Here is a 14,002-nt window from a genome sequence, read left to right on the forward strand (position 1 = left end):
GCTTTCGTCAAGCGCAAGCACCTCTATCCAGGCTTTGCGGGTTCATCGGGATCGGCATTCCGCTTCGCCAGCCGGGCAAAAACCGTCGAAGTGCGCAACAGCGCCGTAAAACGGCTGCGATGGGTGGCCGGCACGGCGGAGCGCGCCTGCATCCGGTAAAGGATGACGGCCACGAAGATCGCATAGACGGTGGCGCTGAACACGAACAGCGCGCTCGGCCCGAAAAATTGCATCACCGTCGAGGCTGCGAACGGCCCGCCAATGGCGCCGAAGGAATAAAACAGCATCAAGGCCGCGTTGATCAGCACGAACTCGCCCTTGTCGGCGCGGTCGTTGGAATGCGCCGCTGACAACGAATAGAGCGGCATGGCGAAGCAGCCGAAGATGAAGACGAGCAGGAAGTTGAGAAACGGGCTGCCGCCTGCCACGAATGCCAGCGCCAGTGCCGCCACCATCGCACAGCACGTCGTCATCAGCAGCACCGAGCGCCGGTCCCAGCGGTCGGAGAGATAGCCAAGCGGGTATTGGATGATGGCGCCGCCGAAAATGCCGACGCTGACGAAGGTGACGACGTCGGCGACCGACATGCCGATCTGCTCGGCATAGACCGGCGACAGGGTGCGAAAGGCGCTGTTTGTGACGCCGACGGCGATACAGCCGAAGCAGCCGAGCGGCGAGATCCGCCAGACGCGCGCCAAATCGAGCTTGACGTCTTCCGGCGGCGTCGGATTGGAGCGGTCGCCGAGCGAAACCGGCACCAGCGAAACGGTGATCATCATCGACATGATGGCGAAGATGGCAAAGCCGCCGGCGCCAAAGATCGGGATCAGGAACTGGGCGCCCGTCACCGAGCCGATGTCGACCATCCGGTAGATGGCAAGCACCCGCGCCCGGTCGGTGTTGGTGACGCCGGAATTCAGCCAGGCTTCCATGATGGTGAACAGGCCGGCAAAGCAGAACCCGCCGGCAAAGCGCACGGCGCACCACATCACCGGATCGATGACCAGCACCAGAAGCAGCGTTCCCGCCGAGGCGATCGCCGCGAGTGCCGAAAAGGCGCGCACATGGCCGACGGACTTCATGATGCGGGTCACGGCAAGGCAGCCGAGCAGGAAGCCGGCGAAATAGAACGTGCCCATCAGGCCGATCGAGGAAGCGGGAAAACCTTCCTGCGCACCACGCAGCGCAATCAACGTGCTCTGCAGGCCGTTGCCGCCGAGCAGGATGCCGGCGGCGATCAGGAGGGGGATCAGCGGGCGGATGGAGGACATGAAGGAAAGCCTGTCGTTGATCCTTCTTGAACCATCGGCTTCGCCAATGCCAGCGGCAATTCCCGGTGGCGTTGGGGCCAGCCGGGGGCCTTAATGCATGTCGCGCAAAAGTGTGCAGCGGTTTTGCGATAACGACATGTATAAAAACAAGGACCTAAAGCGCGTCGCATGAGGCCGATCGAACGCGACACGTTTTAGGTGCATTACCGCGGGGGAACTTGCGCTACCGCGTGGCGCCGGACCCTCCGTGTTGGGAACCAAGGCGTATCTTTGTAGTTCAGTGCTGGTGGGCGAATACGCGTCTTGTGAGCCGCCGGTGTGCGGAGACGGTGTCAGCATCGACGTCGTTTCTGCTGCCCGGCCTGAAGCTCCAAAGGGAGGTCCGCCATCATGAAATTTCATTCCGCATTTGCGGCATTTGCCGTGGCCGCAGTTCTGGCGGCCAGGCCGGCGCGGGCTGTCGACCTCGCCATGGTGTCCGGAGATACCGGCAACGGCCAGAGAATCCTTCGCGAGATCCTCGATCAATACGAGAAGAAGACCGGCAACAAGGTTAGCGTCGTTCCGCTGCCTCCCTCGGCGACGGACCAGTTTGGCCAATACCGGCTCTGGCTTGCCGCCGGAAGCAGCGACGTCGACGTCTATCAGACGGACATCATCTGGGCCCCCCAGCTTGCAAGGCAGTTCATCGACCTGACCGAAGCGACCAAGGATGTTGTCGGCGCCCATTTCCCATCGATCATCAAATCGCAGACCGTTGACGGCAAGCTCGTCGCCTTGCCGATATTCACCGACGCTCCGGCGCTCTACTACCGCAAGGATCTCCTCGACAAATACGGCGCCGGGGTCCCGGCCAGCTGGGCTGAACTTGCCGATACCGCCAAGCTTGTCATGGACAAGGAGCGCGCGGCCGGCAACAAGGACATGTGGGGTTTCGTTTTCCAGGGCAACGCCTATGAGGGGCTGACCTGCGATGCACTCGAATGGGTGAAGTCGAACGGCGGCGGCCAGATTATCGAGCCGGACGGCACCATCTCCATCAACAATCCGCAAGCAGCTGCGGCGCTGGAAATGGCGAGGAGCTGGGTGGGAACCATCTCACCGCCCGGCGTTCTGGCCTACCAGGAAGAAGAGTCGCGCGGAGTCTGGCAGACCGGCAACGCCGTCTTCATGCGCAACTGGCCCTACGCCTACGCGCTTGGCAACAGCGAAAGCTCCCCCATCAAAGGCAAGTTCGAGGTGACGACGCTGCCGCCGGGGTCTGGTGAGGGCGCGCACCCGGCAGCAACGCTTGGCGGCTGGAATCTCGCGGTTTCCAAATATTCGAAGAACCCGGATGCAGCGATCGAGCTGGTCAAATGGATCGCCTCGCCTCAGATGCAGAAGTACCGCGCCTTGAAGGGGGCATATCTGCCGACCATCCAGGCACTCTATGACGATGCCGACATCGCCAGCGCCCAGCCGGTGATTCCGCGCTGGAAGGAAGTCGTCCTCAACGCGGTGCCGCGTCCCTCGGCCCAAGCCAAGAGCCGGTACAATGAGGCATCGAGCGAGTTCTGGACCGCCGTCCACAACACCATTTCCGGCGAGGGCACAGCCGCCGACAACCTTGCCGATCTGGAGTTCTCCTTGACCAGGCTCAAGGGCACCGCCTGGTGACCTCGCCGCGCTCAGGCTCGCTGCTGGCGCGTCAGCGTGTGCGCTCGGCATGGCTGCTGCTTGCTCCGATGCTCATCGTGCTCGCCGCCGTTGCCGGCTGGCCGTTGATGCGCACGATCTATTTCGGCTTCACCGATGCCTCGCTCGCCGACCTCGAAGCCCGCCGCTGGGTTGGCTTCGCCAACTATTTCTCCGTCGTGCAAATGCCGAGCGGCCGCGTCGTCTATGACGGGCTGCTCGCCGATCCGGTCTGGTGGCGCGCCGTCTGGAACACGGTGCGCTTCGCGGTGATTTCGGTGACCTGCGAGACGGTGCTCGGCATGATCGTCGCGCTGGTGCTCAACGCCAGGTTTCGCGGCCGCGGCATCGTGCGCGCCGCGATCCTCATCCCTTGGGCGATCCCGACGATCGTCTCGGCGAAAATATGGCAGTGGATGCTCAACGACCAGTTCGGCATCATCAACGACGTCCTGCTCAAGCTCGGCCTGATCAGCACCAAGATCGCCTGGACGGCCAGCGCCGACACGGCGATGGTCGCCGTCCTTGTTGTCGACATCTGGAAGGCGACCCCCTTCATGGCGCTTCTCATTCTCGCCGGCCTCCAGATGCTTCCACAAGAAATCTACGAGGTCGCCAAGCTCGACGGCGTCGGCGCGTGGAGAATTTTCTGGAAGATCACCTTGCCGCTCATCCGACCGGCGTTGATGGTAGCCATGATCTTTCGCGGTCTCGATGCCCTGCGCATCTTCGATCTGATCTACGTGCTTACGCCAAACAACATACACACCAAGTCGATGTCGGTGTTTGCCCGCGAGAGCCTGTTTGAGTTCGACAAGTTCGCTTCCGGTTCCGCCGCCTCGACGCTTCTCTTCCTTATCCTCGCTCTGCTGACCATGCTCGTTCTTTGGCTCGGCCGGATAAGACTGGACAAGGACTATTGACCATGGGGGACTATTGACCATGGGGGACTATTGATCATGGGGGACTACTGACCATGTGGATCGTCAAGCGCACGGCTTTCTACCTCCTCGTCGCCGTTATCGTCGTCGTCGCGGTGTTCCCGTTCTACTACGCCATCATCACCAGCCTGAAATCGGGGACGGCGCTCTTCCAGATCGACTATTGGCCGAAGACGATTACCTTCAGCAATTACAGGACCGTGTTCACCGAGGGGACCTTCCTGCGCAACCTCGTGAACTCGCTTTTCATCTCGAGCGCCGTTGTCGTCATTTCGCTGTTCCTCGGCGTCACCGCTGCCTATGCGCTGGCGCGCATCCGCTTCCGCGGCCGCTCGGCTCTGCTCCTCACTATCCTGTCCGTTTCGATGTTTCCGCAATTGGCGGTGCTTGCCGGTCTTTTCGAGCTGATCCGCACCTTCGGCCTCTACAATTCGCCGTTCGCGCTGATCTTGTCCTACATGATCTTCACCTTGCCGTTCACCGTCTGGGTGCTCACCGCCTTCGTTCGCGACCTGCCGATCGAACTGGAGGAAGCGGCGATCCTCGATGGCGCCACGCCCTGGATCATCATCAGCCGCATCTTCCTGCCGCTCATGTGGCCGGCGCTGGCGACCACCGGGCTCCTCGCCTTCATCGGTGCTTGGAACGAGTTCCTGTTCGCCCTGACGTTTACCTCCAGCAACGAGCAGCGAACCGTGCCGGTGGCGATCGCGCTGCTCTCCGGCAGCTCGCAGTTCGAGATCCCGTGGGGCAACATCATGGCCGCATCGGTGATCGTCACCGTGCCGCTCGTCGTCCTCGTTCTCATCTTCCAGCGCAAGATCATTTCCGGTCTCACGGCGGGCGGGGTGAAGGGGTGAGTGCATAGTTGAACTGCGGGCACAGAGCAGCGAACTCAGATTGACGCCTCGAGCATAAATTGATGCCGGTGGGAAAGGGGCGGGAAGAACGCGAACTCGACCCGGCTGCCGCTTGCCTTGACAAATGCACCCTCTCATGTGCTTTTCGCGCAAATTTTCAGGCTGGGCCATCATGCCTTGGCCGCAACCCAACATCCGGACTTTAAGAATGACAATGCATCGTTACCGCAGCCATACCTGTGCCCAATTGAGGAAGCTCGACGTCGGCTCGACCGTTCGCTTGTCGGGCTGGGTGCATCGCGTGCGCGACCATGGCGGCCTGCTGTTCATCGATTTGCGCGACCATTACGGCCTGACCCAGATCGTCGCCGATCCGGATTCGCCCGCCTTCAAGATTGCCGAGACCCTGCGCGGCGAATGGGTCGTCCGCGTCGACGGCGAGGTCAAGGCGCGCCTCGCCGACACCGTGAACCCTAATTTGCCAACCGGCGAGATCGAAGTCTTCGCGCGCGAGATCGAGGTACTGTCGGCCGCCAGGGAATTGCCCCTGCCGGTCTTCGGCGAGCCGGATTACCCAGAGGACATCCGCCTCAAATACCGCTTCCTCGACCTGCGCCGCGATACCCTGCACAAGAACATCGTCGCGCGCACCAAAATCATCGCCGAGATGCGCAAGCTGATGGGCGAGGTCGGCTTCACCGAATTCTCGACGCCGATCCTGACCGCCTCGTCGCCGGAAGGGGCGCGCGACTTTCTGGTGCCGTCGCGCATCCACCCCGGCACTTTCTATGCGCTGCCGCAGGCACCGCAGATATATAAGCAGCTGATCATGGTGTCCGGCTTCGACCGCTACTTCCAGATTGCGCCCTGCTTCCGCGACGAGGACCCGCGCGCCGACCGTCTGCCGGGTGAATTCTACCAGCTCGACGTTGAGATGAGCTTCGTCGAGCAGGAGGATGTGTTCACCACCATGGAGCCGGTGATGCGGGGGGTGTTCGAGACCTTTGCCGCCGGCAAGCCGGTGACGGAGAAGTTTCCGCGCATCGCCTATGATGTCGCCATGCGCAAATACGGCACCGACAAGCCGGACCTGCGCAACCCGATCGAGATGCAGGCCGTCTCGGATCATTTTCGCGACTCTGGCTTCAAGGTATTTGCCAACATCCTTGCCAACGATCCGAAGGCCGAGGTCTGGGCCATTCCGGCCAAGACCGGCGGGTCTCGCGCCTTCTGCGACCGCATGAACTCATGGGCGCAAGGCGAGGGTCAGCCCGGCCTCGGCTACATCTTCTGGCGCAAGGAGGGCGAGAAGCTCGAAGGCGCCGGGCCGCTGGCCAAGAACATCGGCGAGGAGCGCACGGAGGCGATCCGACAACAACTCGGCCTCGCCGATGGCGATGCCGCCTTCTTCGTCGCCGGTGATCCGAAGAAGTTCGTCTCCTTCGCAGGAGCGGCGCGCACCCGCGCCGGCGAGGAGCTCAATCTTGTCGACCGCGACCGCTTCGAATTGTGCTGGATCGTCGACTTCCCGTTCTTCGAATGGAACGAGGAGGAGAAGAAGATCGACTTCGCGCACAATCCTTTCTCGATGCCACAAGGCGGCATCGATGCGCTTAACGGCGAGGATCTGCTCGGCATCAAGGCGTTCCAGTACGACATGGTCTGTAACGGTTTCGAGATCGCCTCCGGCGGCATCCGCAACCATCTGCCCGAAACCATGGTCAAGGCGTTCGAAACCGTCGGGCTGGACCGCGCGACGGTCGAAGAGCGCTTCGGCGGCCTTTATCGCGCCTTCCAGTATGGCGCGCCGCCGCATGGCGGCATGGCGGCCGGCATCGACCGCGTCGTCATGCTTCTGGTCGGCGCCAGGAACCTGCGCGAAGTGACTATGTTCCCGATGAACCAGCAGGCCTACGACCTGTTGATGAGCGCGCCGTCGGAAGCCAGCCCGCAGCAGCTTCGCGAATTGTCGCTGCGCGTGGTGGCGACGAAGAAAGAGGTTTAAAAAACGCTCCGAACCGGTGCTGTTGATTCATAAAAAAGCCCGGCATCGCTGCCGGGCTTTTTGCTTGAAGCCTGTCTCGGTCAGTCTTCGTTTGCCGTAACCGTCACGCCGAGCGTTTTCGGCAGGTCGAGCGGGTTGGACATGGCGCCCGCCATGATCAGCGCGAACGGCACCGCTGCCGGCGGCTCGGCCGAGACCTCGATGCTTTGCGGATCGTCAAGGAACTTGTTGACCGCGGCCGAAACCTGCGCGGTCAGTTCCGGATTGTTGAGCTGCGCCATGCCGAAGGGCACGATCGCCTTGGCCTGGTTGGCGATGTCCTTGCCGGACATGCCTTGCTGCTTGCCGGCATAATCGAGCACCTTTTTGGTCAACGAATCGTCGTCGAAGCGGATCGAGGCGCTGTTGAACGAAAGCTGCTGCAGCAGCCCGAGCATGGCCATGCCTTGCGCCGAATTGTCGGCGCCTTCGGGCTGCGCCGCCATCTTCTTCTGCATCTCCTGCAGTGATTTGATGACGTCCAGCGTGTAGCCGCCGAGATCGAAGGTCATGCCGAGCGTGCCGGCATTGTCGACCGATATTTCGTATTTCGACAAGTCCATCCTGCCGTCGGTAGGCTGCCAGGTGCCTTCCATCTCAAGATTGCCTGTTATGTTCTGGTAGCCGAGTGCGTTGATGACTTCCTTGGATTTCGGATCTTCGACCAGGGTCAGGTCGGCAGCGAATTTTTCCGTAGTGCCGAAAAACGCCATGGCCTTGCCGTCGGCCGGCGGCGTGATTGCGATGGCAAGCCCGTCCATCGAGAAAGCAGTTTTGTCAGCCACTTTGACTGTCATGTTGTCGAGCTCGGCCGATTTGTACATCATCAGCGAGCCCAGCGGACCGGTTGCGCCTTCGGCCGGAACCGTCATGTCCTGGATGACGAAGGGGCTGAGATTGAGCGTGACGCCATCTTCGCTGTGTTCGAACGGCGACGTCGATACGGTCGCGATTTGATAGCCGCCACTGGCTTCGGTCACACCTTCGAGCTTGACGTCGCCGATCTTGAGCGCCTCCTTTTCGGCCGCCGGTTTGACCGCTACGCCTTGCAGAACCATGCTGGAGGTGTCGCCGGTTACTCCGGTCCAGGAGAGGTCGACACCCTGCGCGGCGAGGGCAGCCTTCAGCCGGTCGGCGACCGCGGTATCCTGCGCGAACGCCGCATTCAGCGGCAGCGTCAGCAAAAAGGTCGAAAAAGCCAGTCTCTTAATAAGTGTCGAGTGTCTGATCGTCATCGAGAGCTCCCCTGAGAGTGTCCTGAAATTCTTTTCAAATCGTCGCGTCGTCACCATTCGGTGACGAACTGGACCGGAAAAAGGCGGGCCTCGGCACAATGGTCGAAAATCGCGGCCAAAGGCAAACCCGATCCATCAGCCTTGCGATAGAAGCAGGATGTAACGGATTGATGTTGGCCGGCGTCGCGACGCTTCCAATTCCTGTTGCATAATGGATGTCGCGCAACGGTTTTGCGGTAACGACATGCATCAAAACAAGGGCCTAAAGCGTCGCATGGGCCGGTCGAACGCGATGCGCTTTAGGAGCACGCATACCGGTGTGCCTCTTGCCGCGAATCACCCGCTCGGCTAGTGCCAGCCCATGGGAAAAAGGCTTTTGCCGCCTGAAACTGGCGGCGGCGATAATATTGAGCCGGTCGATCTGAAGAAGGCGCTGGAAGAGCGCTATCTCGCCTACGCGCTGTCGACCATCATGCACCGGGCACTGCCGGACGTGCGCGACGGGCTGAAGCCGGTGCATCGTCGCATCATGCATGCCATGCGCTTGTTGCGGCTTAACCCCGACCAGGGCTTTGCCAAATGCGCCCGCATTGTCGGCGAGGTGATGGGCAAATTCCATCCGCATGGCGACCAGTCGATCTACGACGCGTTGGTGCGGTTGGCGCAGGATTTTTCGATGCGCTACCCGCTGGTCGACGGGCAGGGCAATTTCGGCAATATCGACGGCGATAATGCCGCCGCCATGCGCTACACCGAAGCGCGCATGACCGAAGTGTCGACGCTGCTTTTGGAAGGCATCACCGAGGACGCCGTCGATTTCCGCCCGACCTACAACGAGGAAGACGAGGAGCCGGCCGTGCTGCCCGGCGCCTTCCCGAACCTGCTCGCCAACGGCTCGTCCGGCATCGCCGTCGGCATGGCGACCTCGATCCCGCCGCACAATGCGGCCGAGCTCTGCGACGCCGCGCTTCACCTGATCGATCATCCGGATGCGCCCGTCACCAAGCTGATGGATTTCGTGCAAGGTCCGGATTTCCCGACCGGCGGCATCATCGTCGACAGCCGAGCCTCGATCCTCGAAGCCTACGAAACGGGTCGAGGCGGCTTTCGCGTCAGGGCGAAATGGAGCCAGGAGGACCAGGGCAGGGGCACCTGGAACATAGTCGTCACCGAAATCCCCTATGGCGTCCAGAAGGCCAGGCTGATCGAAAAGATCGCCGAGCTCTTGATGGCGCGTAAGCTGCCGCTGCTCGAGGACATCCGCGACGAGAGCGCCGAGGACATCCGCGTCGTGCTGGTGCCGAAGAGCCGCTCGGTCGATCCCGGCATCATGATGGAATCGCTGTTCAAGCTGACCGAGCTCGAAAGCCGCTTTCCGCTCAACATGAACGTGTTGTCGCGCGGCAAGGTGCCGAACGTGCTGTCGCTGAAAGGTGTGCTCAAGGAATGGCTGGAGCACCGCCGCGACGTCCTGATCCGCCGCTCCAAGCACCGCCTCGGCGAGATCGAAAGGCGGCTGGAGATCCTCGCCGGCTATTTGATCGCCTACCTCAACATCGACGAGGTGATCAGGATCATCCGCGAGGAGGACGAGCCCAAGCAGGTGATGATGGCGCGCTGGTCACTGACCGACACCCAGGCTGAAGCTATCCTCAACATGCGGCTGAGGGCGCTGCGCAAGCTCGAGGAATTCGAAATCCGCGAGGAATTCAATGGCCTGACCGGGGAGAAGAAGCAGATCGAGGCACTGCTTGCGTCCGACGCCAAGCAGTGGGCGACGATCAAGTGGGAAGTCGCCAACGTTCGCCAGAAATACGGGCCCGACACCGAGATCGGCAAGCGCCGCACCGAGTTCGCCGACGCACCCGAGCATGACCTGACCGATATCGCCCACGCCATGATCGAGCGCGAGCCGGTCACCGTGGTCGTTTCGGAAAAGGGCTGGCTGAGGGCCATGAAAGGTCATCTGACCGACCATTCGGCCCTGACCTTCAAGGAAGGCGACAGCCTCAAGCTCGCCTTCCACGCCCAGACGACCGACAAGGTGCTGGTCTTCACCACCGGCGGCAAGTTCTACACGATCGGCGCCGACCGGCTGCCGGGTGGGCGTGGCCACGGCGAGCCGATCCGCATCATCGTCGACATGGACAACGACCAGGATATCGTCACCGCTTTCGTCCATGATCCCAAGCGCAAGCTGCTGCTGGTGTCGCATGACGGCAACGGTTTCATCGTGCCGGAAGAAGAAGTCGTCGCCAACACCCGCAAGGGCAAGCAGGTGATGAACGTCAAGGCGCCCGACGAAGCCCAGCGCTGTGTGAGCGTCGCCGGCGACCATCTCGCCATTGTCGGCGAGAACCGCAAGATGCTGGTGTTCCCGCTGGCCGAGATCCCGGAGATGGGACGCGGCAAGGGCGTGCGCCTGCAGAAATACAAGGATGGCGGTGTCCTCGACCTCAAGACCTTCACGCTGGCAAGCGGCCTGTCCTGGCAGGATTCGGCAGACCGCACCTTCACCAAATCGCGTGACGAGCTTGCCGAATGGATCGGCGCCCGCGCCTCGGCCGGCCGCATGGTGCCGAAGGGTTTCCCGAGGACTGGCAAGTTCGGGTGAAGCGGTAATCTCCCCCCTCGAGGGGGAGATGGCCGGCAGGCCAGAGGGGGTCCCCGCGCATGAAGCGCCAGCCTGCTTTGTTCGTGGTAAGGTCGCGTCAGGACGTCCCGACCCCCTCTGTCGCCTTCGGCGACATCTCCCCCTCAAGGGGGGAGATTAGCAGCGCCACCCGAACATTTGGAATGTCGTCACGATTGCTGCACTATATCAGTGCATAAGCGATGCGATGGGCTAGGGAGAATTGGGCGCTTGAAGGAAATCAGGATCCAGAAGCCGGAGCGGCAACAGCGTCTGTTTGGCCTGTCGACGCCGCTCAGGGCCGCTGTCATTCCACCGCTGTCGGCGGCGCGCTGGCTCCTGGTGCTGATCGTCGCCGCCGGCGTATATTTTTTCCACGGCTTCCTGTTCCCGGTCCTAGCCGCCCTGGTTATCGCTTTCGCCAGTTGGCCGCTCTATCGGCGGCTGCTCGCCGGCGTCGGCGGCAACCGCACGATTGCCGCTACGCTTGCGATCCTGTTCATCCTGACCTTCCTGGTGGTGCCGATCGCGCTTGCCGGCACCTACGCCATCAACGAGGTGCGCGAATGGGTCGGCTGGGCTATCGAGACCAACCGCTACGGCGCGCCGACGCCGCACTGGATCGCCACGCTGCCTGTAGTAGGCGAATGGCTCAATGAACAGTGGACGGTCAACGTTGGCCATCCAGGCGGTATCGGCGAACTGATCCAGCTGATCAGCGGCGCCAATATCGGCAGCATCTATCGCGGCGCGCTTGCCGCCGGCGGCAGCGCCTTCGGACTTTTGCTGACGCTGCTGTTCATGATGATCGCATTGTTCTTTGCCTATCGCGACGGCGAGCATTTCGCCGGGCAGGTCGATCGCCTCGGCGAACGCATCCTGCCGGCCCGATGGGAACGGATCTCACGCGTGGTGCCGGCGACGATCTCGTCGACGGTTACCGGTATGACCGTTATCGCCATCGGCGAAGGACTGGTGCTGGGCATCGCTTACTGGTTGGCCGGCGTACCGTCGCCGGTGACGCTCGGCGCGCTGACCGGCATCATGGCGCTTATCCCCGGCGGCGCGCCGCTGTCGTTCACGCTGGTCTCGATCTATCTCGCCGCCAGCGGCTCGCCGATGGCGGGGCTGGCGCTGTTCGTCTGGGGCGCGGTCGAACTCTTCATCGTCGACAAGACATTGCGCCCGAAGCTGGTCGGCGGGCCGATAAAGCTGCCCTTCCTGCCAACCTTTTTCGGCCTGATCGGCGGCGTCAAGACAATGGGTTTTCTCGGCCTGTTCATCGGCCCGGTGCTGATGGCCCTGCTGGTCGCAATCTGGCGCGAATGGCTGCGCGAGGTGGAACTGACCGATGAACTCGCTGCCGCCGAACCGGCGGAGCAGGAAGATGCACCGCCGCAGATTGAAATTGTTGCCGAACGCGCCGCCGCGAAAAAGAATCAGGCCGGGTGACTGACGGCGAACGTGGCGCGGCGCTTGCGCCCGTCGTGCAACTGCCAGAGCGAATGGCCGATCAAGGTCATGATGAGGATCGCGCCGCCGATCAGGCTGTTGCGCGTCGGTGTTTCGGCGAAGATCATCCACACCCAGACCGGCGCCAGCACGGTTTCAAGCAGGTAGAACATCGCCACCTCCGGCCCGGAGATGTATTTCGGGCCGTTGGCGAGGCAGAAGAACGAGATCGGCATGATGACGGCACCGTTGAAGACGATCCACCATGGCGCGTTGACGTGAAAACCCACCTTGGAAACCATCAGGGTGGCGACGGCCAGCGGCAGGACCACTCCGATCAGCGCCGTGAAACCCATATCCTTGCCGCTGGCGCGCGAGATGGTGATGGCCGCGGCGATCATGAAAGCCGAGCATAGCGCCATCAGGTCGCCGAAGAGATGTCCGGTTCCAACGGAATCGCCGACAATGATCGTCACGCCGACGATCATAAGTGCCAGCGCTGCAAGCGTCAGGGGCCGTGGCCTCTCCTTCAGGAACAGCCATGACAAAAGGGCCGCGAACATGGTTGTGAACGCCAGGATGAAAACGAGGTTGGCTGTCGAGGTATTGTAGACACCGGTGATGAAGGCGATCGAGCCGAGCCCGTAGAGGCCGGCAACGATGAGCCCTGACCAGCCCGGTACAAGCTGCGGTGCCTTTGCGCTCAGCGATCGCCAGGCGGCCCAGATGATAAGCGTGGCGACGAAGGTCGTGCCGGTGCGCAACAGCAGGATCGTCCACGCCTCGCCGTCGGCGAGCCGGATCAGCGGAATGTCGACGGTCAGCGTCAGCCCGCCGATGGCGGTGATCAGAAGGCCTCTCTGGTGGTCGTTGTGGGAAGACATGCGGCAATTCTCGCGTAGGCTTGGAGGCGCAAAATTGACCCGCCCGGTTTCCCAGCCGATCGGCCGGAAGCCCAGCGGCATCCTCCTCGAAACAATTTAAGAGTGAATACCGAAAGCGAAGATCAGCGCGAAACCGCTTCGTGATTGTAGCGTTCCCAGCCTTTCGGGCCGAGATGCTCCTGCGGCTGGAAGCGCATCTTATAATTCATCTTGCGCGAGCCGTTGACCCAGTAACCCAGGTAGACATGGGGCAGGCCCATCGCCCTGGCGCGGGCGATGTGATCGAGGATCATGAAGGTGCCGAGCGAACGGTCCTCGAAGTCCGGGTTGAAGTAGGAATAGACCATCGACAGGCCATCGGCCATCTTGTCGGTAAGCGCCACGGCGATCAGTTCGCCCTGGCCCTTGCCGGTAATGAAGCTGTCAGGTCCGCGGCGACGGTATTCGATGACCTTGGTGTCGACATGGGTATCCTCGACCATCATGGCGTAGTCGAGCACGGTCATGTCAGACATGCCGCCACGGCGGTGGCGGACGTCGAGATAGCTGCGGAACAGCGAATACTGTTCGGTGGAGGGTTCGGCGTCGTGCATGGCGCCGACCAGATCCGAATTATGCTGTATGACCCGTTTCATGTTGCGGCTGGCGGTGAATTCCTGCGCCAGGATGCGCACGGACACACAGGCGCGGCAGGTCTCGCAGGCCGGCCTGTAGGCGATGTTCTGCGAGCGCCTGAAACCGCCCTGCGTCAACAGATCGTTCATCTCGGGGGCCTTGTCGCCGACCAAGTGTGTGAACACCTTGCGCTCGAACTGGCCCTCGAGATAGGGACATGGCGAGGGCGCGGTCAGAAAGAACTGCGGCGACTGGGTCGGGTGCTGCGTCATCGAGCCTTGGAAATACTCCTGCGAATCGCTCTACCTTTGGCGCGGACGCCGAAAAATTCAACAGGATTGTGAAAGCCTGGTTGATTGGACGTCTTCACATTTGTGCGCAAAGGCTACGG

Annotated in this window: 10 protein-coding genes; 6 read left to right on the plus strand and 4 right to left on the minus strand. The window is 61.9% G+C overall.

Features of this window, described 5'->3' with window-relative positions:
* Positions 1-23: 23 nt before the first annotated feature.
* A complete protein-coding gene (locus NKH59_RS05010; RefSeq protein ID WP_023674455.1) occupies positions 24-1,271 on the minus strand; it encodes an MFS transporter in 1,248 nt (415 codons plus the stop codon).
* A 390-nt stretch (positions 1,272-1,661) separates the two neighbouring features.
* Between NKH59_RS05010 and NKH59_RS05015 the strand changes: the two genes are divergently transcribed.
* From NKH59_RS05015 to aspS, 4 genes are all read left to right on the plus strand, one after another.
* On the plus strand, positions 1,662-2,930 hold the full coding sequence (locus tag NKH59_RS05015; protein WP_353021156.1) for an ABC transporter substrate-binding protein: 1,269 nt from the start codon (positions 1,662-1,664) through the stop codon (positions 2,928-2,930).
* A gap of 68 nt (positions 2,931-2,998) precedes the next feature.
* Positions 2,999-3,871 carry a carbohydrate ABC transporter permease gene (locus NKH59_RS05020; protein ID WP_353021307.1) on the plus strand — a complete coding sequence of 291 codons (873 nt, stop codon included), beginning with the start codon at positions 2,999-3,001 and terminating at the stop codon, positions 3,869-3,871.
* 53 nt (positions 3,872-3,924) lie between these two features.
* A complete protein-coding gene (locus NKH59_RS05025) occupies positions 3,925-4,749 on the plus strand; it encodes a carbohydrate ABC transporter permease (protein ID WP_353021159.1) in 825 nt (274 codons plus the stop codon).
* Positions 4,750-4,963: 214 nt separating this feature from the next.
* Entirely contained in the window at positions 4,964-6,754 is a 1,791-nt protein-coding gene (gene aspS, locus NKH59_RS05030) for an aspartate--tRNA ligase (protein ID WP_352501677.1), read from the plus strand.
* 80 nt (positions 6,755-6,834) lie between these two features.
* On the opposite strand, the gene NKH59_RS05035 is transcribed toward aspS, so the two are convergent.
* Positions 6,835-8,028 carry an aq_1923 C-terminal domain gene (locus tag NKH59_RS05035; protein ID WP_353021162.1) on the minus strand — a complete coding sequence of 398 codons (1,194 nt, stop codon included), beginning with the start codon at positions 8,026-8,028 and terminating at the stop codon, positions 6,835-6,837.
* A 361-nt stretch (positions 8,029-8,389) separates the two neighbouring features.
* On the opposite strand from NKH59_RS05035, the gene parC reads away from it, so the two are divergent.
* Positions 8,390-10,642 carry a DNA topoisomerase IV subunit A gene (gene parC / locus NKH59_RS05040; RefSeq protein WP_352449279.1) on the plus strand — a complete coding sequence of 751 codons (2,253 nt, stop codon included), beginning with the start codon at positions 8,390-8,392 and terminating at the stop codon, positions 10,640-10,642.
* Between the two features lie 249 nt (positions 10,643-10,891).
* Positions 10,892-12,112, plus strand: a complete 1,221-nt coding sequence (locus NKH59_RS05045) for an AI-2E family transporter (RefSeq protein WP_352542394.1) — start codon at positions 10,892-10,894, stop codon at positions 12,110-12,112.
* Here NKH59_RS05045 and NKH59_RS05050 read toward each other — a convergent pair.
* Together NKH59_RS05050 and NKH59_RS05055 are read right to left on the minus strand one after the other, a co-directional pair.
* On the minus strand, positions 12,100-12,996 hold the full coding sequence (locus tag NKH59_RS05050) for a DMT family transporter (RefSeq protein WP_352472036.1): 897 nt from the start codon (positions 12,994-12,996) through the stop codon (positions 12,100-12,102). The two genes, NKH59_RS05045 and NKH59_RS05050, sit on opposite strands and share 13 nt — an antisense overlap.
* Positions 12,997-13,118: 122 nt before the next feature.
* A complete protein-coding gene (locus tag NKH59_RS05055) occupies positions 13,119-13,883 on the minus strand; it encodes an arginyltransferase (protein WP_352472035.1) in 765 nt (254 codons plus the stop codon).
* Positions 13,884-14,002 lie beyond the last annotated feature (119 nt).

Origin of the sequence: Mesorhizobium sp. M0998 (assembly GCF_040318885.1) — a bacterium.
Taxonomy (GTDB): domain Bacteria; phylum Pseudomonadota; class Alphaproteobacteria; order Rhizobiales; family Rhizobiaceae; genus Mesorhizobium.

What these genes read in the sequence shown, in the direction of transcription:
- NKH59_RS05010 (WP_023674455.1), bottom strand. Translation starts at nt 1,271, where the DNA reads ATGTCCTCCATCCGCCCGCTGATCCCCCTCCTGATCGCCGCCGGCATC.
- NKH59_RS05015 (WP_353021156.1), top strand. Translation starts at nt 1,662, where the DNA reads ATGAAATTTCATTCCGCATTTGCGGCATTTGCCGTGGCCGCAGTTCTG.
- NKH59_RS05020 (WP_353021307.1), top strand. Translation starts at nt 2,999, where the DNA reads ATGCTCATCGTGCTCGCCGCCGTTGCCGGCTGGCCGTTGATGCGCACG.
- NKH59_RS05025 (WP_353021159.1), top strand. Translation starts at nt 3,925, where the DNA reads ATGTGGATCGTCAAGCGCACGGCTTTCTACCTCCTCGTCGCCGTTATC.
- aspS (WP_352501677.1), top strand. Translation starts at nt 4,964, where the DNA reads ATGCATCGTTACCGCAGCCATACCTGTGCCCAATTGAGGAAGCTCGAC.
- NKH59_RS05035 (WP_353021162.1), bottom strand. Translation starts at nt 8,028, where the DNA reads ATGACGATCAGACACTCGACACTTATTAAGAGACTGGCTTTTTCGACC.
- parC (WP_352449279.1), top strand. Translation starts at nt 8,390, where the DNA reads ATGGGAAAAAGGCTTTTGCCGCCTGAAACTGGCGGCGGCGATAATATT.
- NKH59_RS05050 (WP_352472036.1), bottom strand. Translation starts at nt 12,996, where the DNA reads ATGTCTTCCCACAACGACCACCAGAGAGGCCTTCTGATCACCGCCATC.
- NKH59_RS05055 (WP_352472035.1), bottom strand. Translation starts at nt 13,883, where the DNA reads ATGACGCAGCACCCGACCCAGTCGCCGCAGTTCTTTCTGACCGCGCCC.